20 protein-coding genes and 1 riboswitch are annotated in these 19,100 nt (G+C 37.6%); of the genes, 7 read left to right on the top strand and 13 right to left on the bottom strand.

Annotated features, from left to right (window positions below; translation table 11 throughout):
- Positions 1 to 33: 33 nt before the first annotated feature.
- The gene (gene acnA, locus PQG54_RS06180; RefSeq protein ID WP_271789646.1) at positions 34 to 2,721 is read right to left on the bottom strand and encodes an aconitate hydratase AcnA; all 2,688 of its coding nucleotides are present in this window, start codon (positions 2,719 to 2,721) and stop codon (positions 34 to 36) included.
- 166 nt (positions 2,722 to 2,887) lie between these two features.
- On the opposite strand from acnA, the gene ccmA reads away from it, so the two are divergent.
- Together ccmA and ccmB are read left to right on the top strand one after the other, a co-directional pair.
- Positions 2,888 to 3,532, top strand: coding sequence for a heme ABC exporter ATP-binding protein CcmA (gene ccmA / locus PQG54_RS06175; protein ID WP_340163358.1), 645 nt, complete (start codon positions 2,888 to 2,890; stop codon positions 3,530 to 3,532).
- A 1-nt stretch (position 3,533) separates the two neighbouring features.
- Positions 3,534 to 4,199 (top strand): heme exporter protein CcmB, encoded by a 666-nt coding sequence (gene ccmB, locus PQG54_RS06170; RefSeq protein ID WP_271789647.1) that lies wholly within the window; start codon positions 3,534 to 3,536, stop codon positions 4,197 to 4,199.
- Here ccmB and PQG54_RS06165 read toward each other — a convergent pair.
- The gene (locus PQG54_RS06165) at positions 4,115 to 4,579 is read right to left on the bottom strand and encodes a copper resistance CopC family protein (RefSeq protein ID WP_271789648.1); all 465 of its coding nucleotides are present in this window, start codon (positions 4,577 to 4,579) and stop codon (positions 4,115 to 4,117) included. The two genes, ccmB and PQG54_RS06165, sit on opposite strands and share 85 nt — an antisense overlap.
- 117 nt (positions 4,580 to 4,696) lie before the next feature.
- Between PQG54_RS06165 and PQG54_RS06160 the strand changes: the two genes are divergently transcribed.
- Positions 4,697 to 5,053: a hypothetical protein gene (locus PQG54_RS06160; RefSeq protein ID WP_271789649.1), complete on the top strand. Its 357-nt coding sequence runs from the start codon at positions 4,697 to 4,699 to the stop codon at positions 5,051 to 5,053.
- Positions 5,054 to 5,095: 42 nt separating this feature from the next.
- On the top strand, positions 5,096 to 5,572 hold the full coding sequence (locus tag PQG54_RS06155) for a GNAT family N-acetyltransferase (protein WP_271789650.1): 477 nt from the start codon (positions 5,096 to 5,098) through the stop codon (positions 5,570 to 5,572).
- A gap of 78 nt (positions 5,573 to 5,650) precedes the next feature.
- On the opposite strand, the gene PQG54_RS06150 is transcribed toward PQG54_RS06155, so the two are convergent.
- From PQG54_RS06150 to PQG54_RS06130, 5 genes are all read right to left on the bottom strand, one after another.
- Positions 5,651 to 6,178 (bottom strand): DUF805 domain-containing protein, encoded by a 528-nt coding sequence (locus PQG54_RS06150; protein WP_271789651.1) that lies wholly within the window; start codon positions 6,176 to 6,178, stop codon positions 5,651 to 5,653.
- A gap of 124 nt (positions 6,179 to 6,302) precedes the next feature.
- Positions 6,303 to 9,701 carry a S41 family peptidase gene (locus PQG54_RS06145; protein WP_271789652.1) on the bottom strand — a complete coding sequence of 1,133 codons (3,399 nt, stop codon included), beginning with the start codon at positions 9,699 to 9,701 and terminating at the stop codon, positions 6,303 to 6,305.
- Between the two features lie 113 nt (positions 9,702 to 9,814).
- Positions 9,815 to 10,756, bottom strand: coding sequence for a reverse transcriptase family protein (locus PQG54_RS06140; protein WP_271789653.1), 942 nt, complete (start codon positions 10,754 to 10,756; stop codon positions 9,815 to 9,817).
- 4 nt (positions 10,757 to 10,760) lie between these two features.
- Positions 10,761 to 11,039 (bottom strand): helix-turn-helix domain-containing protein, encoded by a 279-nt coding sequence (locus PQG54_RS06135; protein WP_271789654.1) that lies wholly within the window; start codon positions 11,037 to 11,039, stop codon positions 10,761 to 10,763.
- Positions 11,040 to 11,125: 86 nt separating this feature from the next.
- Positions 11,126 to 11,377, bottom strand: a complete 252-nt coding sequence (locus tag PQG54_RS06130; protein ID WP_271789655.1) for a hypothetical protein — start codon at positions 11,375 to 11,377, stop codon at positions 11,126 to 11,128.
- Positions 11,378 to 11,917: 540 nt separating this feature from the next.
- Here PQG54_RS06130 and PQG54_RS06125 point away from each other — a divergent pair.
- Complete coding sequence (locus PQG54_RS06125) at positions 11,918 to 12,172, top strand: DUF3297 family protein (RefSeq protein ID WP_271789656.1); 255 nt, start codon at positions 11,918 to 11,920, stop codon at positions 12,170 to 12,172.
- Between the two features lie 385 nt (positions 12,173 to 12,557).
- On the opposite strand, the gene PQG54_RS06120 is transcribed toward PQG54_RS06125, so the two are convergent.
- The 6 genes from PQG54_RS06120 to PQG54_RS06095 form a co-directional block, all read right to left on the bottom strand.
- Entirely contained in the window at positions 12,558 to 12,713 is a 156-nt protein-coding gene (locus tag PQG54_RS06120; RefSeq protein ID WP_271789657.1) for a hypothetical protein, read from the bottom strand.
- 65 nt (positions 12,714 to 12,778) lie between these two features.
- Positions 12,779 to 13,516: a dienelactone hydrolase family protein gene (locus tag PQG54_RS06115; RefSeq protein WP_271789658.1), complete on the bottom strand. Its 738-nt coding sequence runs from the start codon at positions 13,514 to 13,516 to the stop codon at positions 12,779 to 12,781.
- A gap of 34 nt (positions 13,517 to 13,550) precedes the next feature.
- Complete coding sequence (locus PQG54_RS06110; RefSeq protein ID WP_271789659.1) at positions 13,551 to 13,955, bottom strand: META domain-containing protein; 405 nt, start codon at positions 13,953 to 13,955, stop codon at positions 13,551 to 13,553.
- Positions 13,956 to 14,689: 734 nt separating this feature from the next.
- On the bottom strand, positions 14,690 to 15,073 hold the full coding sequence (gene crcB / locus PQG54_RS06105; RefSeq protein WP_271789660.1) for a fluoride efflux transporter CrcB: 384 nt from the start codon (positions 15,071 to 15,073) through the stop codon (positions 14,690 to 14,692).
- Positions 15,074 to 15,139: 66 nt separating this feature from the next.
- A riboswitch (Fluoride riboswitch) is annotated at positions 15,140 to 15,207 on the bottom strand.
- A gap of 123 nt (positions 15,208 to 15,330) precedes the next feature.
- A complete protein-coding gene (locus PQG54_RS06100) occupies positions 15,331 to 16,893 on the bottom strand; it encodes a DegQ family serine endoprotease (protein ID WP_271789661.1) in 1,563 nt (520 codons plus the stop codon).
- Between the two features lie 59 nt (positions 16,894 to 16,952).
- A complete protein-coding gene (locus tag PQG54_RS06095; RefSeq protein WP_271789662.1) occupies positions 16,953 to 17,438 on the bottom strand; it encodes a nucleoside deaminase in 486 nt (161 codons plus the stop codon).
- Between the two features lie 154 nt (positions 17,439 to 17,592).
- Between PQG54_RS06095 and PQG54_RS06090 the strand changes: the two genes are divergently transcribed.
- Together PQG54_RS06090 and PQG54_RS06085 are read left to right on the top strand one after the other, a co-directional pair.
- Complete coding sequence (locus PQG54_RS06090) at positions 17,593 to 18,336, top strand: gamma-glutamyl-gamma-aminobutyrate hydrolase family protein (protein WP_271789663.1); 744 nt, start codon at positions 17,593 to 17,595, stop codon at positions 18,334 to 18,336.
- Positions 18,320 to 19,096, top strand: coding sequence for a pseudouridine synthase (locus PQG54_RS06085; protein ID WP_271789664.1), 777 nt, complete (start codon positions 18,320 to 18,322; stop codon positions 19,094 to 19,096). The genes PQG54_RS06090 and PQG54_RS06085 overlap by 17 nt, the downstream gene beginning before the upstream one ends.
- Positions 19,097 to 19,100: the final 4 nt, after the last annotated feature.

Below are 19,100 nucleotides of genomic sequence, written 5' to 3'. Positions count from 1 at the left end.
AGCCTCCCTTTTCATGATCTATAACAGCAAATCTTATTCAGCCATAAGACGAAGAACATAAGGCAAAATACCACCATGACGGTAATATTCAACTTCCTCTTGGGTATCCACACGACAAATCAATTGAACATCTTGAGTTGACCCATCAGCACGATGAATACGCATTGTCATCTTTTGACGTGGTTGTAATGTTTCCACACCAAGAATATCAATTTGCTCATCCCCTTTAAGGTTTAACGTTTTGCGCGTTGTTCCTTCTTCAAATAATAATGGAAGCACACCCATTCCTACAAGGTTAGAACGGTGAATACGCTCAAAGCTTTCTGCAACAACAGCTTTCACACCCAAAAGATTGGTGCCTTTGGCTGCCCAGTCACGAGAAGAACCCATTCCGTATTCTTTACCACCAAAGACAACTAGTGGGGTGTTTTCTTGCATATATTGCATCGCAACATCGTAAATCGCACCTTCTTTGCCATCTGGATAATGTTTACTGTAGCCACCTTCAACACCTGGAACCATCTCGTTACGAATGCGGATATTAGCGAAGGTTCCACGCATCATGACTTCATGGTTACCACGACGAGAACCATAAGAGTTAAAGTCTTCGACTTTCACACCATGATCGGTCAAATATCTTCCTGCTGGGGAATCCTTACGAATAGAGCCTGCTGGAGAAATATGGTCAGTTGTTACGTTATCAGCCAAGATTGCTAATACTCTGGCCCCTTTGATATCAGGACGTGTTGCTGGTGCTTGTTGACCCATGCCATCAAAATATGGTGGATTACGGACATAAGTTGATTTTTCATCCCAACTATACGTTTGCGACCCAGTTGCAACAGACAAAGCTTGCCATTCTTTAGGACCTTTTTCAACGCCATCATATCCTTTAAGGAATTCAGCCTTGGTAATCGAAGAAGCCATGGCATCAGAGATTTCTTTGGCTGATGGCCAAATATCTTTCAAATAGATTTCTTTACCATCTTTGGAAACGCCAATTGGATCTTTGGTAATATCTTTACGCAATGTTCCCAAAATTGCATAAGCAACCACCAACGGAGGGCTGGCAAGATAATTCGCACGAACGTTCGGAGAAATACGACCTTCAAAATTACGGTTACCAGATAGAACGGCTGTGGCTACCATTTTATTATTTTCAATCGTATCAATGATATCATCTTCTAACGGACCTGAATTCCCGATACAAGTTGTGCAACCATATCCGACAATATTAAATCCTAATGCATTTAAAGGCTCAATCAAGCCAGCATTCTGCAAATAATTTGTTGCAACTTTAGATCCTGGTGCCAAAGAGGTCTTAACCCAAGGTTTACGGGTTAATCCCAATGCATGTGCCTTTTTCGCCAACAACCCAGCAGCCATCATCACTTCAGCATTGGATGTATTGGTACAAGAGGTAATCGCAGCAATCACGACAGAACCATGTTCTAATTCATAATCAGCATTGGCAACAGGATAAGATTTGTCTTGAGCCGCTGGAACATTAAATCCGTCTGTTAATTCTTTTTCAAATACCGTTTTTGCAGCAGATAAATCAATCCGATCCTGTGGACGACGAGGGCCAGAAATAGAAGGAACAACAGTGCCAATATCAAGTTCTAATGTATCGGTAAATTCTGGATCAACCGCGTTTGCATCACGGAACATGCCTTGAGCTTTAAGATAAGCTTCAACTAATTTAATTTGATGTTCATCACGGCCTGTTAAGCGTAAATAATCAAGGGCTTGTTGATCAACTGGGAAGAATCCACAAGTTGCCCCATATTCAGGAGCCATATTTGCAATTGTTGCGCGAGTATAAAGTGGCAAATGATCCAACGCTGGACCAAAAAATTCAACAAACTTACCAACAACACCTTTTTTACGCAGCATTTCGGTAACTTTAAGAACTAAATCTGTAGCAGTTACACCAGCAGCCAATTTGCCTGTTAATTTAAACCCAATAACATCAGGAATTAACATGGTGATTGGCTGCCCCAACATTGCGGCTTCGGCTTCAATTCCACCAACACCCCAACCCAAAACACCCAAACCATTAATCATGGTTGTATGTGAATCAGTTCCATATAACGTATCGGGATATGCGTAGGTTTTACCATCTTCCTCATTATGCCAAACCACTTTGGCAATATGTTCCAAATTGACTTGGTGGCAAATCCCTGTATCAGGAGGAACCACTGAGAAACCTTTGAATGCTTCTTGTCCCCACCGTAAAAATGCATAACGTTCAGCGTTACGTTCAAATTCTAACGTAATATTTTGTGTTAATGCTGTTGAAGAACCTGCATAATCGACCATCACAGAGTGGTCGATAACCAAATTCACAGGAATCAAAGGATTAACTTTTTGAGGGTCGCCTTTTAAACTAATCATCCCTTCACGCATAGCCGCCAAATCAACAACGGCAGGAACCCCTGTGAAATCTTGCATCAAAATACGTGCTGGACGAAATGGAACCTCGGAATCACTACGATGATTTTTTAACCATTCTACGACAGATTTTGCATTCTCAACGGTAAAGGCTTTTCCATTTTCAAAGCGTAGAATATTTTCAAGTAATACTTTTAACGTAACAGGCAAATGTTTAACAGAGCCTATTTGTTTTTCTGCTTCGGGTAAAGAAAAGTAATGATAGTTTTTTCCATCAACATCTAATGTGCGACATGTTTTTAAACTATCTTGGCCAATGAGCTTCATAATGGCTTCCTTATTCGTGTATTTCGTTTCTGAACAATCTATATAGTAAACTATTTTACCAAAATTATCGATTACTATAGTTTTTATATCCCGAATCGAATAAAAGCAATTATATGAGTCAATTTGTTTTTTCACTTACGTGTGTACTGAAACGAAAAGGATATAAATACTGTCTATTATATCAACAAATTGTTTTGAGATTATCAATATCAGCGCATTTCATGGGGAAAAGTTAGTTTTAAAAAATATCAGCTTTTCACTTTCTTCCGGTGAGTCTTTGATTATCACAGGAAAAAATGGGGCAGGAAAAAGTACATTACTGCGTCTCTTAGCAGGACTTAGATCGCCTGATGCTGGACAAATGACTTGGAATAAGGCCGATATTACCAAAAACGCTATAGAACATACACAACATATTGCTTGGCTGAGCCATCAAGATTCTTTAAAACCCGCTCTTACCGTCAAAGAAAATTTACTAATCACCAGCCAAATTTACAAAACTGATCTTCAAGCAGCTTTAAAAACAGTGAACCTAGATCACATGGCGGATATTCCTGTGCGCATGCTATCCGCAGGGCAAAAACGACGCACAGCATTAGCACGTATTTTATTAAAACCTGCACAATTATGGTTGTTGGATGAGCCGTCTGTTGGATTAGATCAAGAAACCATCGAACAATTAGGTTTAATCTTTAAAAAATTTACAAAACAAGGGGGAATGATTATTACCACAACTCATATTCCCTTACCTTTAGAAAATAGCAAAACGCTTCATCTACCCTCTTTATCGTCTTTGGTACCATCCCTATAAAATGCGTATATTTTTATTCTTTATTCACCGAGAAATACAATTGTCCTTGAAATACGGGACGGATAGTTTAGGCACGATTTTATTTTTTATTTTAATCGCTTCTTTGTTTCCATTAGCCTTGGGGCCAGAGCCACAATTATTGCGTCAAATCGCCCCAGGTATTTTATGGGTATGTGTTTTACTCGCCGCTCTATTACCCATAGAGCGTCTGTTTAACCATGAATATGAAGATGGATCATTGGAGCAACTCTTATTGTTGGGATTGCCCCCATATGGTGTTGCATTCGCAAAAATAGTAGGGCATTGGTTAACAACAGGGATGCCTTTACTGATTGCCAGTGTTCCTTTAGCGTTGATGTTCAATTTTCCCTATCATGCAATCCCTTTATTCCTATTTAGCCTGATGATTGGCACAGGATGCTTGTCCTTACTCGGCGGCATGGCAACTTGTATTGCCCTAGGTGCCAGAAGAAGTGCTTTCTTACTTCCTTTACTGACCTTTCCTTTACTAACCCCAATTATCATTTTCGGCGCAATGATTACGGATGCTCAGCTCCATGCATTAAATTATATGCCTCACCTTCAATTACTCGGGGCTTGTTTTGCACTGGCATTACCACTTTGCCCATTCGTCGCTGGGGCTGGACTTAAATTAGCCGTAGAGTGAGTGGTATCAAGTGCATTTTCCTCGACTGTAAACGGAATTTCACCAGAGCTTTCTTCGCCTTTCCACGTCCAAATCTGCCATTGCAGTTTGTATTTTCCTGCTGTTAATGGATATTGTGTTTTTACTTGCGTGTGATCTAAAGAAACCGTTGCTGGGATGAGCTTTGGCTCTCCTTGTTCCCCAACCAGTAATAATCTGCTACGAAAAGGGTTAAATTCATGATCGTATTTCAACATGATTTCTTGAGTGCCAGCCTGCAATGTTTGGTTCGCTTTTGGAATAGAGCTTTTGACATCAATTGCATATACAGACGTTCCCAAAACGCTAGCTCCTACCAAAACACAAAGAGCTGCAGACTTGATTTTATAATATTTTTGCACTTTTTATCCTTTATGTATAAAAAAGAATTTCTTCCTTACGCATCCTAAGCTATCTTGATCCCTGAAAACAATATCATTCTTTGTATTCTGCATCTCAATATAGGAAATATGAATATTATGCCTCATCACCGTATAAATTTCCTTACCCTTTTAGGAATATGTTTTTCAAGTCTGGTCGGTTCATGTTCTGCATATGCTAATTATAAAAGATGTTGGATTAAAGAAGGCGTGGCAACCATTAATTGCAACCCAGCAGATGGCTATTATTTTATCAAAGAAAAAGACCTTTATAAAAAATGCACCGTTGCTAATGGATGGTTAAAAAAAGATTGTAAAGAAGAAGATGGTTTTGCTATGATCTTAGAAAATCATCATTGGGTTCAATGCCCCATACAAAACGGTAAAAAGATAGAAAGCTGTACCCTTGCCACTGGGTATTACACAATATTTGTACCGCATTTACCGTTGTTGTAAGCTGTATTAATTCACACACTCTATAAAATATTGAGCATGCCAGTGATTCATAATACAAAATTTACAATACGTCCTTTGGAAGCTGACAATTCAGGTTTGCTTATAGATTTGTTTGTTAAATCCATCCATGAAACTGCCAATAAAGACTATAGTCCAGAACAAATTAAAGCATGGTCGCAAATCAACCCTGAACAATGGCATAATAAATTTAAAGAACTGACCACATGGGTTGCTATAACAAAAGAAAATTTCATTATTGGCTTTATCAGCCTCCAAGCAACTCATCATATTGAGATGCTCTATGTTCATCCAACCTATCAACGTATCGGTGTAGCAGCTCAACTTTTAAAAAAATTAGAAGATCAAGAAATGATACATCATATAAAAATGCTCAGTACCGATGCCAGCATTACTGCTAAACCTTTTTTTGAAAAACATCAATTTACAGTTGTTACCCATCAGCATGTATATTGTCGTGGGCAACTATTAACAAACTTTCAAATGAAAAAATACTTTTAGCAATAGCAACTAAGATACTTCTTAATATTCCTAACAAGATTTGATCAATAAGCTACATATCCTTCAGTATCTATTTACTTAACGAAGTAACCAATTATCATGATCTATATAATCATGAAGTAAGCCGTATTTATTTTTTTCCGAACCACGGACTAACATCAACGTCAAAAAGACGATCAACAACACACAAAATAAGCATAATATACTCAGAGCAACCCATAATGGGTCCTCTGCTCGTTCCACATTTTCTAACGCTTCCCAGTCTTGTAAAGTCCTAGGTAATGCCAAGATAAAATAATTAATCAAATATCCAAAACAAGAAAGGATCATACTCAATAAAAGAAAAAACCATTTTCCACTGAGGTTAATATCGTGAAACCTGCGCACCCATGATGAAATAACAGGAACAATAAAGATCCCAAACATCATCAATAGTAACAAAAGATATGCACCATCACTCATCCATGATGCTAATAAAGATACGATTACACCAATTCCAAGAAAAAGAAAAAAGGAACTCCAAACCTCTCTTCTGCAAGCACGACCTTTATAATCAAAAGATCTTTGTATCGCTTGGATGCTCCAGCAAAAGAAACGGTTTATCAATGGTATATCTCCAAGAATAATATTTCTTACATTACAAATATATTATTTTGTTTAATCAGGTCACTATTAAAATATAAAAAAGGCATATTCTATCAAATATGCCCTTTTACTATAAAATTATTTATTATTTAGTTTCTTTATTAGGTTGATCTTTAGCAAATGGCTCTCCTTGAGGAGGATAAGCAGTCTTCCAACTTGGAGAAGATGGCAAATTCGTAGGGTGATCTTTTAATTCTTTCATTAAATAGTTCACTGCTGTTTCCAGTTGTTTATCATGACCATCTTGTAATTCACTTGGTGTGTTTTCGACTTCGATATCAGGTTCAACACCATAATTTTCAATAATCCATTCAGAGTTCAATCCATACAGGCTTTCCTCTGGAATGGTAATATATCCCCCATCACGTAAAGGCCAATATCCGCGAATACCACGAACACCGCCCCATGTGCGTTTACCAATGACTTTACCCAATCCATATTTACGGAAATAATATGGAAAAATATCGCCATCAGAAGCAGAATATTGATTAACCAAAGTTACTTTGGGTCCATTAATTAATTGTTGAGGCAGGGTTGCTTGCATCTTTTCACGATTGGTTGTCATACCAACCAAGATGCGTCGTAATCTTTCCAACAGAATTTGATCAATGAACCCACCGCCATTCCAGCGGTCATCAATAATCACGGCTTCTTTGTCAAGTTGAGAGTAAAATTGGCGAATAAATTGCTGCATTCCCAACTCTTCCATATCAGACAGATAAATATAAGCAATTCTGCCATCTGATAAACGATCAACGAGTTTACGATTATGCTCTACCCATGCTCTTTCTTTCAAAGAAAGCTCGTTTTTAAGGGTATTCACTTCAACATTTTTGATTTTACCTGAATCTTTATCTTCAAAAGACAATTGCACAGGATTAGAAACCCCAACAAAGAACTGATAAGGATTCACATTTCCTTTGACCTCTTGCCCATTCACAGACAATAAGTAATCCCCCTCGTTAATGTTTAGCCCTGGTTCTGTCAAAGGACTGCGATATTGTTGACGACTATTATCCCCTTGGTAAATTTTTGCCAATGAATAGCGTTCCTTTTGTGCATCATAGGCAAAATCAACACCTAATAAAGCAGTTGGAACTGCTTTAACGGGGTCTTGTTGATCCCCACCCCCTACATAAGTATGAGAGTTCCCGATTTCACCCACCATTTGTCCGATAATATAATTTACGTCAGCTCTGGAACCCGCCAAAGACATCAAAGCCACATATTTATCGTGAATGGCTTGCCAATCTTGACCATTCATCTTTGGATTAACAAATAAATCTCTTTGTAAACGCCAAGCATTATCAAACATTTCTTGCCATTCTTTGGGTGGCTCTATCCGAGCACGCATCGAAGAAACGTCTAATGTTTTATCATCGCTATGTTTTTCTTTGGCATCCGCAATAATCCAAGAGTCTTTTTGATTGTAGAGAACCTTTTTACCATCATAAGACAGGCTGTAATTATCAATCCCTTTTTCAATCAATGAATCTTTACGTTCTTTGAGATCATAAACATGCAATTCAGGCTTTTCACCAGAAAATTCTCCAGAAATCGTTTGTGGTGGAGATAGTAAATAATAAATCTTATCCCCAGCAGCTTGCATATCTGTAATTTCACCACCAGTCATCGGCACGGGAACAATCCGTTCACCAAATCCTTGCGTATCAAATTTTACTTCTGGCACAGATGCTTTTTTCGCTTCTTTGTCGTCTTTGGTTTCAGTTTGGCCTTCATCGGAACGCACAGCAAAAGGTGATGGGATATCCGAAGCCAAAGTCGCGACATAGATTCCTGCACTTTTAACCGTTAGTGCATTCATTTCATTATCAGCAAACACTGTATTTTCATATCGGTTAGAAACAAAATATAAATATTTACCATCAGGAGAAAATACAGGTAAATAATCACTATTTTGACCTGTAGTCAGCCGAGAAGGCATATTCTGAGCAATATTATACGCCCATAAGGTACGTTGTTGGTTGGCTTGTGTTAGGCTATATGCAATCCATTTGCTATCAGGCGAGAAATTAAAATCATGAATTTCTGCATTCCGATCCACAGCAATTTGCTTTAGATTCTTACCAGAAACATCGACCAGCCATAAATTATGATTTCCATCAGAAAAAGCTAGTTTTTTACCATCTGGAGAAAAACGCGGTGCATAATAATATCCTGATTTGAAATCCGTTAAGATTTTTTCTTCACCACCAATTGATGGACGAATTGCAATATTTTGCTCACCATTTTTATCCGTTGTATAGGCTATCCATTGCCCATCAGGAGACCAAACTGGATGATCTGCATCCACATCACTCGCATAAATTAAGTTCCGTATCGCACCGTGTTCGACTGGCACGGTAAAGATATTTCCTCTGGCAGCAAAGGCAGCACGTTTACCATTCGGAGAAATCGAATAATCAGGTTGTTGTGCAGCATCAATTTTACAAATAGAATCACTGACCTCTACAAAACGAGGCATCGTACGTGTGCCATCATCAGGAACTTTAACTGAAACCGTATGAAGTTGTTCCGAAGGTAAATCCAAGACGTAGAGTTTGCCACCTTGTTGGAAAACAATGCCATTATCACCTAATGATGGGAAATCAATATCATAATCCGTAAAATGTGTAACCTGTGTGGTTTTCCCCGTCGTTTTATCATATACCCATAAATTTAAACGACGATTGGCATCACGATCTGATAGAAAATAAATCTTATGTTGATACCACATTGGAATGGTATCTGTGCCTTTCCAATGGGTAATTTGATCGAGCTTTTTTGTATCAAAATTATACGTATAAACGTCTTGAGCCAGCCCGCCATCATACCGTTTCCATGTGCGGAAATCACGGTAAATACGGGTATAAGCAATTTCTTTGTCCGAAGCGCCGTAGCTGATAAATCCAGAGCGATCTAAGGGAAGTTGTTTAGGTAAACCACCATCGACAGAAACCGTAAACGGCAAGCTCATCCAACTGTTCCACGCATTACGACGAGATAAAAAGACAATTTCCTTTGAATCAGGCGTCCATGTGACAACCATATTATCAGGCCCCCACCGTTCAGGAGCCGAAGCGACAACATCAGAGTGATAAGTTAACCGTTTAACCGCTCCACCAGCGGCAGGCATGACATAAACATCACGATTGCCTTGATAGCTGGCGGTAAAAGCCAACCATCTTCCATCAGGCGAGTATCGTGGCATTAAATCTTCACCCGTATCCGCAGTCAAACGATGTGCAGTTCCACCTTTTCTATCGACTTCCCACACATCACCACGCGCAACAAATGCAATCTTATCCCCGTGTAAGGTTGGATAACGCATCAATGCCTGTTCTTGTGTTTTTTCTTGTGTTTGTGCAGATTTAGTATTTTCATCCGCCCACGCAGGGATCGAAATCATCCCATAACCAACAGTTCCAATTTGCACCAACATGGTGCTGAATAATAATTTCTTCCATCGACTGATATGAACCATTGGTATGCTCTCTCCCTAAACTAAAATTATTTATAACTTTATTAAATAAAATGCTTATTTACAAAGCAAATATACTTCAATTTTAAATATACAAATTTATATTAAGCTAAATCTTATATAGTAATATGATTTTTATGTAACGTTTCTTTGAATTGCTTAAGAAACTTCTCACCTTTTGATACATGCATACGCCGAATATTTATGATCTTTCCCTGTAAACTACGTAAATCTTCTACTGAAAAAGAAGCTGGATGCTTATCAAAACGATGCAACGTTGCCCTAATAATATCACGATCTTTTTTAGGGGTCGTTGGTTTAGAACCGTTGATATTTAACCCCATTATATTCATTGGCTTATTACTTGTTAAAACCGCATGTTTAGACCGTTTTATACGTAACGTATTAGCAGACAACATACCAATCAAATGTGAAATAACCCATGTTTTATCTTCTCTACTAATCACATTAGAGGATGATATCGTCATATCATCAACATATCGACTATAAACAAATCCCTTCTTTTTCAGATCGTTAACAAAATGTTGCTCATGTCGCCATAATGAGAGATTTGCAAGATAAGAACTTGTCGGAACACCTTGATGTATCTTTCCATCTTTAGTCGTTAATTGGGTTAATATTTGTGCAACTGAATCAGAAAATCTAAAGAAACGTCTCCAAATATCATATACATGACTTTCTGTAATATTATCAAAAAACGAAGTTATATCCTCTGTGATAATATTTTTCGAATTACGATGAATCTTAACATTTGAAATATAATCCCTTCCTGAAATAGAGCCTGTTAAATAGTCAGGAAAGTAAACATTCTTAAAAAACACTTTATTAATTGACTTTAATAATGGTTTCAAAGGATCAACTGTATCAATAATACAGCGCTGCCCACCATTTTTCTTTTCGATAAAATATGGTGGCTTATAATAATTCTGCACATTATTTGCAATTTCTAATAAATCGTCTTGCTTAATCTTTAATGCCAAACATAATGAAGAGATATTTTGAATTCTATTTTCTTTTGTATAAGACAGATATTGCATCAAATTAACTTCCTAAAACATCCAATACTGATTTTTGTAATTCAGATACAAGATCGGGACTTAACGTAGAAATCTCACCTTTTTCAGCAGCTAACATCAATAAGACTACTACAGGTATCCCTAATGTTTCTGATATTTTTTCAATCGCTTCCATAGAAGGCTTACGCTTGCCATTTTCAAGCTTTGAGATATATGACTTTGAAAGACCTGATTCGTTAGAAAGTGCTTCAATAGAAAGTTTTTTAGCAGCTCTACATATTTTTATCGCATGAGCTACATTCATAATAAAATCCAATCAAATTAAAAATTAGAATAGGGTGAGCAACTTTTAAACAAGCTCACTCTTGAGTATTGAAACATGAAACTACCTTAAAAATGATGATAAAACATATCCAACAACTGTTTGAGAACTGGTAAAGCGGATAATAGTCCCGCTAATAGTTTCAAATACATTGCTTGTAATTCTTGCTTCCTCCTTTCATTTTGTTCATCAATCTCTAGTAACAATTCCTGTATTTCAATTTCAAAAGCCAATCTTATTTGGGCATCAAGAGAACCACCATGTTCCTCAAGCGCGCGTTGTAATTTCTTTACCGCTTGCTTTAATTTATTAAAAGACATTTAAATCTTCCTTTTTACTTGGGGGGAATAGTGATATTCCCTTCTAACCAGGCAATATTGCCCCCTTGCATAGCAATTAAGCTGAAAAGAAATTCTGTTGATGCCCAGTTACTCACCTTACATCTCAAAAAGTTTTTCTTACCCTTGCCATAATACTGTAGCTTGTTTATATCTCGTGTCCTGTTTTCAAAGCACGTTACCTAATAGACAATTGTTACAAACAACCTATCAAATTAATCATATGGCTAGTAAAATCTGGCAGAACCAGCGCCCCGAAAGGCACAAATCAAGCTTAATTTTAAAGATCTATTCATTTTAATAATTCAAAGAACAAAGTAGACAGATGAAACATCTGCTCTGAAATTATATATATAATATATATTTGCCAAATTCAACTATAAAATGTCCTCACAGGCAACTTTATTTTGTTTTATTATCTATAAATAACCAACGTACGGACAATTTTCCTTGTCATGTTTCAATATTTTTTTGTAATAGATAAAAGCACTTTATTAAAAATTACAACCAAAGGAACTTCACATGACTGATACGCTTCCAGATCGCCTGTCTGCTGATCCAAACAGCCCTTTTTATAACGAAGAACTGCTGAACCGTGGGGTCGGTATTCGTTTCAAAGGCGTTGAAAAAGACAATATTTTGGAATATTGCATCAGCGAACAGTGGGTTAGAGTAACTGTTAGTAACACTGTAAAACGTGATGGCACACCAATGACCATGAAATTGAGTGGCCCTGTCGAGGCTTATGTCAAAGAAAATACTGAAGAAACTAAATAAGTAATACAAGAGCATTAGAATTCATCGCGAGTTCTAATGCTAATCACAAAATATCAACGGTTTGTTATCAATGTGAAAAAAAGCGTAATCAATTGATAATTGATCGCTTCATCAATAAAAATCTTTAGCAAATACCCATAAAAAACCATCAAACCTATCGCCAATATTGCAATAACCGTAAAGCTGATAACAACAATTATCATTTGAATATAAATATGAAATTTATCTAGTTGCTTTAAAACCCATTTTCCCGAAATAAAGCATTTAAAAAAAGTTACAAAAGTTTAAAGCACACAATTTAAAATAAAATATTCAACAGAGAATAAACGCATTATAACAGATAACGAAGAATGCATTTCAGAGAATGCTGAACAAACTACTGTAGTCAATAAAAGCACAAAGAAAACGCTTTGAACGTTTCAATAGGATCGTCTTTAATTAATGATTTTTGCTGTAATCTTACTGTTTCTACCTTAAAATCTTGTATTGTTTTTTCCTTGTGATGAGGTGCTAGTGCAAATCGTCGTTTTAAATGAAACATATAGTTTTTCCTTAATAGATGAGATAATATGTTTCATTTTTATGTCATAACATATTGTAAGTAAACTATAAATTCCGTCCAAATAAACGAATAACTAATTCTATACAAGTTTGAAATAAAGCCGCATCGTATCGTGGCCCTTCATCACGCAAGAAAGCATGTTGCGCATTAAATTCATGCCATTCATAGTTAGCCCCTGCTTGTTGTAATGCTTGCTGAATTTGGATACGACCTGCAAAAGGCACATGAGGATCTTGTCTGCCAAAGACAAACATAGCCTCGCCTTTCAACTCTGCTAAACGATGGATCGTATCATCATTCTGCCCTTGCCCCAAAGTTGAATCGTGGACATTCGTTGGATAGAAACACGCTGCTGCCCAAACATCAGAATGTAATGCAGCGCGTAATGCCAAATGCCCACCAAGACAAACGCCCATCGTGCCGACCTTACCATTTCCGTGCTCGTATTTTTTTGCCCATTCGATCACTGTATGCGCATCTGAATCATAGGCAGAAATAGGCTTTTCAAATTTCAAACAATTGCCACGATCCGTACCATCTTTATCGTATTCCAATACCGTCCCCAAAGGTTCGTATTCATGATATACCTCTGGCACAATCACGATATATCCTTGCCCCGCAATATAGGCAGCCAAACGACGAATAGGCTGAGTAACCTGATAAATCTCGGAATAAAAAATAACGATAGAATATTTTCCTCCGGCAACAGGGCGAAAAATATGACAACGCATCAAGCCTGTTGGCGTATTTAAATCAAGAATTTCATCGGTTTGGATGATCATTTATTCACCTATATCTTTCAATTCAAATTAACTATTATTTAGCCCAACGTGCGATAATCAAGGAATGATTTTGAGCATCCTTTAATCTTAATATTTTTCCATGAATAGAATAAGATTGAACGGATTTTAAATAATTAAAAAGGCGATCATCTTGTGTATTTACATCCTCAGATAGACACGTTTCATGGGTCGTAATCACGTCACGAATGGTTACTTTATCATTGTGTTTTTCAAATTTTCCCATAAATTTATTGCATAAACCACGACCTGTTACCCGATGTGTATAAGGGTTGAAAGAAATAGACGCATAATTCCTTTCCCCTTGATAGGTTTGAATGGTTTTTGGTTGATTATACAAAGTCTCTATACGCCACACAGATTCATCAAATGGAGGTTTTATTTTAACGGTTTGAGCAAAAGCATAAATATTGCCTATCACTATCTGGAGACCTATTATCCATGTAAACAACTTTCTTGACATCTCGAATGATCCTTCTCATAAAAAAGATCATATTGTCATATTTGGACATGTCTATAAAGAATGATTTGTTACTACTTATTAGTTGAACATAGAACTAAATAATAAGGTTAATATAGGAAAATATTCACAGATAAGTAATGCTTTTTTGTAATTACCACTGACTAGGGGGAATTACATAAGCAATCCCCCATTTTACAACAGGCTTATCTCGAGAAACGACGTCCATAAGGGTAGGAAGGCTGCTGTGGATATGAAGGGTATTGTGGATATGAAGGCTGTTGTGGGTACTGAGGTTTTTGCGAAGGATAGGAAGGTTTTGGGTATGGACTGCATTTAGAAGGACGTGGACGACAGAAAATAAAACAACCTCCAGATACTTCAGAGATTTCTGCACTTGTTAATTCTTTTAACATGATTATATCCTAATATTGATTAAAAATAATAGCAAAAATGATAAACATTTTACAAAAGCGGTCTTTTGAAAATGTTGTCGGAAGGGTAGATACCACTTCATCGTTTCAAAATCAAATCAATTTTATAAATAAAAATTAACCCAAATTTTAATTGAATATGGGTGAATATTGCCTATTAATACTTCAATAGAACAACGTATAGTTATCTATATCTGTAAAAACCTTACAATTACAGCCAAATATTTCATTTAAATCAAAAAGTTACTAAAATTCTTTTTCTTATAGATTGTTAAAGAAAAAATGAACTGTCATCATCCCCAATATTGTCAAAGCAACTGAACAGACAACATGAGTCACGATTTCAGTTCCTGCCCAAAAAAAGCGTCCCTCTTGCATGGACATTACGACTTCTGCAGAAAAGCTCGAAAATGTTGAAAGACCGCCCAGAAAGCCTGTAATAATGAATAATCGCCACGGTGCCAATGATGGAATCAACAAAAAGACAGCCATTGCAACGCCAATTAAATATCCTGCGATACAATTTGCTGCAAAAGTTCCCAATGGCATACACGGAAACAAAGCGTTAAGGGATAACCCTAACCACCAGCGCAACAAGCACCCTAGTGCCCCACCGACACTAATCATGATAATTGAATTAAACATATCCTATCCTTCATACAAATAACATTGCCAGATAGGTACAGATCTACGCGCCCCGTACAAAACCGGCTTGACGTAGATATCATCATCCGCAAAATGCGGCAGTTTACAAGGAGGATATCATCTCCTAATCTTCTTTATAATATTTTTAATTCAGCTTTATAAAACTGTCAAATTCTTTTGCTTTGGCAAAATCCATAAAAAAACCAGGTCATATTGCCTGGTTTTTTTAACTCTTTAATATATTTTAATCGACGAATTTATTCAGCATCATTCGTGCTAATCGAAACAAATAAAGACTGATTACCTCTTAAGATTCTCAATAAAACATTCGAATCTTTTTTCAGAACATTCGTAATCGCATCTGTCGCAGCATTTGGATTGTTAACGGGATGATTATCAACGGAAACGATCACGTCTCCTGGCTGTAAACCTGCACGATCTGCTGGGGAATTGCTTTTAATGCCACTAATCACAACCCCTTTGATGCTTTCATCAACACCAATTTGTTGTCTGATGTCAGGCGTTAATGGTGATAATGCCACTCCAATATTACTTGGTTTCTTAACGACTTCTTTATTATCTTCTTTACCATCATTTAAATTAGCAACTTTGATAGAAAGCTCTTTTTTGACACCATCACGTAAAACAACCAGTTTAGCCTCTGTTCCAGGGGTAATACCAGCTACTTTAACTGCTAATTCACGAGGATTTTGAACTGTTTTTCCATCTAGTGTAAGCACAACATCCCCAACATTCAACCCTCCTTTTTCAGCAGGACTGTCTGGAGAAATCGACGCAATCAATGCGCCTTGAGGGGCAATACCATGTTCAGGTTCAGGCAGTTTTAATGCTTTGACCATAGAAGACGTCACAGATTGCGCTGCAACACCAATATAACCTCTGGTTACATGTCCAGTTTTTTCAAGTTGGGTGATAATCGTTTTTACTGTATTCGAAGGAATAGCAAAACCAATGCCAATAGACCCCCCTGATGGGGATAAAATAGCAGTATTCACACCGATTACTTTACCGTCTTGGGAAAATAATGGCCCTCCAGAATTTCCACGATTAATTGGTGCGTCAATTTGAATAAACGAATCATAGGGGCTATCACCAATATCTCGCCCGCGTGCTGAAACAATACCAGCCGTTACCGTCCCGCCTAAACCATATGGGTCGCCAACAGCCACCACCCATTCTCCTGGTTCGACCCCATTAGAATCCCCTAGTTGTATAAATGAAAAAGGCTTATCAGATTGAATCTTCAGCAACGCTAGATCTGTTTTTGGATCCAGGCCAATTACTTTGGCTTGATATTTAGCACCGTCCTCAAGGGAAACAGTGATTTTCTTTGCTCCTTTGACAACATGGTTGTTGGTCACCACATATCCATCAGGGGAAATAATAAACCCAGATCCTCGCGCTTCTACAACCTGTTTAGGCATTTGCTGAGGGAACATCGGAAAAGGAAAAGGAGACGAGAATCCACCTCTGCCAGAAAAACCCTCATTATCGGGAAAACCATCAATCATTTGATCGTCACCACCAACGGTCATTTTGGTCGTAATAGACACCACCGCTGGCTTAACTTGTTTTACCAAGCTTACAAAATTAGGCAGATTTTGCGCAGATGTAACGGGTTTTATCGCCCCGCTATGTTCATTCAATAACTTTGATCCTTCAGCAGCGTAAGCTGAAGGCATTCCAACCAATGATATGGAACTCCCCATCAATAGAGAGACCATTACCCCTTGACGTATATAAGGGGTAAGTTGAGAAAATAGTTTGACCATTTTGTCTTTATTTAAACGATTAATCATTGAACACCTAATTTTAAAATTCATCATCATGAATAGTTAAGACATATTATGATTGGTAATTATGGCAAAAATTGACAAGAGGTTGTTCTTACTTTTTGAAAAAATTTTTTTATTAAATTCTGACTTTCTTGCTCTCTGACCCCGCCAATAATCTCTGGTCGATGTAAAGATTGCCGATGAGAGAAAACACAAGCACCATGTTCTGTTCCGCCACCTTTCGAATCATACGCCCCGAAAACGATACGATCTACGCGATAATGCATCGCTGCTGCTGCACACATGGGGCAAGGTTCTAAATTCACGACTAATGTATATCCAACTAACCGTTTTTGATTTAATTTTTTACAGGCTTGCGCTAATGCCAATAATTCTGCATGTGCCGTCGGATTTTGGAGTTGTTCCATTTGATTAAAGGCTTGGGCAACAATATACCGTTCTGGTGATAATATCAAAGCACCCACGGGAACTTCACCTGCATCAAAAGCACGTTTTGCCAGATGCAATGCAACATCCATCTTCCAAAAAGAGCGATCTTTTTTATGCAATCTTATTGTCCTTAATGAAGCAGAATTAACCAAATATATTTTGTATAAATTAATTTAATTTTTATAATGTACAAAGAGACTTTGACAAACATAACACTTCTTTTTAAAAAAGAAATTATTCATCCACATTCTCTAAGTATAGATTATTCTATTAATGACAAACCTATCCCCTCCCATCATAGGTATTACCCTTGACGCGCTAAATGGTTCAGCCAATGGATATTCTGCTTATCCTTGGGTTGCTTTGCGTAAAAACTATACAACAATAACCATCGAAGCCGGCGGAATCCCAATAGGACTTCCACCGCTTAACCATAAAAATATCGATATTTTAATAAATAAAATTGATGGGTTGATTATCAGTGGAGGGAATTTTGATATTCATCCCTCTTTATATGGCAGCTCAGATATACATCCAAGCGTCCAATTCAATGAAGCACGCACTGCGTTCGAATTAACACTTGTAAAAGCAGCATGGGAAAGAAATATTCCCATTTTAGGAATCTGCGGTGGCGCACAATTAATGGCTGTATATTTAGGCGGCGAGCTTTATCAACATCTTCCAGATGATCTTCCTGATGCTTTACCCCATGAGCAAGACTTACCCCCTCATCAAGGCAGCCATAGTGTTATCATTCGACCCAATACAATTTTATCAACTTTAAGCCAAAGACCGCAATGGGCTGTTAACTCCTCCCATCATCAAGGGATTAAATCTACTGGACGAGGTATTGTCTCTGCGGTTGCCGAAGATAATCTGATTGAAGCGATTGAAGATCCTTCACGAGATTTCTTTGTTGGTGTACAGTGGCATCCCGAATTTGGAATAGAATATCCTGATCGAAAAATTTTCTCTGCTTTAATTGCCAAGGCGAAACTCTATGCACAACACAAATAATAATTCTGATTCTCCATCTGCTGTTAAGGGAGAACGTATTGCCAAATGGTTGGCAAGAGCAGGCGTTGCCTCTCGCCGTGAAGCAGAAGCCATGATCGAAGCAGGTAAAATTTCACTAAATAATGAACCTGTTACTCAACCTGCAACCTTTGTCCAAGAAAACGATATTATCCGCGTTGACGGACAAGTCATTTCTCCACCAGACCGTACGCGTTTATGGCGGTATCATAAACCCGTTGGTTTAATCACCACACACAAAGATCCAGAGGGTCGTAAAACCGTTTTCGAAGCCCTGCCTGAAACAATGCCTCGAGTAGTCAGTGTGGGTCGTTTGGATTTAAATAGTGAAGGTTTACTACTATTAACCAATGATGGTGCTTTGGCCAGAAAACTAGAGATGCCCAGCAGCCAATGGACAAGACGCTATCGCGTTCGCGTTTTTGGCACCATTAATCAAGACGATTTTAACAAACTGAAAAAAGGGATCACCGTTGAAGGCATTCATTATGCCCCTATTGACGTCAAAGTTGATTCTCAAAAAGGGAATAACACATGGCTAACGGTTTCCCTACAAGAAGGACGTAACCGCGAAATTAGACGGGTCATGCAACATATTAACTTGCAAGTCAATCGACTGATCCGCATTGCATACGGCCCATTCCAACTGGGCACTTTACCCAAAGGAAGTTTAGACGAAGTAACCTTGAAAGTTATCAAAGAACAACTGGGTTGGAACCCCGCAGAATCCAAAAAAAAGTAAGTTA

It is taken from the genome of Commensalibacter communis (assembly GCF_947179015.1).
Lineage (GTDB): Bacteria > Pseudomonadota > Alphaproteobacteria > Acetobacterales > Acetobacteraceae > Commensalibacter > Commensalibacter communis.
Note: the sequence above shows the minus strand (reverse complement) of the source record. Positions and strands in the feature narration are given on the sequence as shown.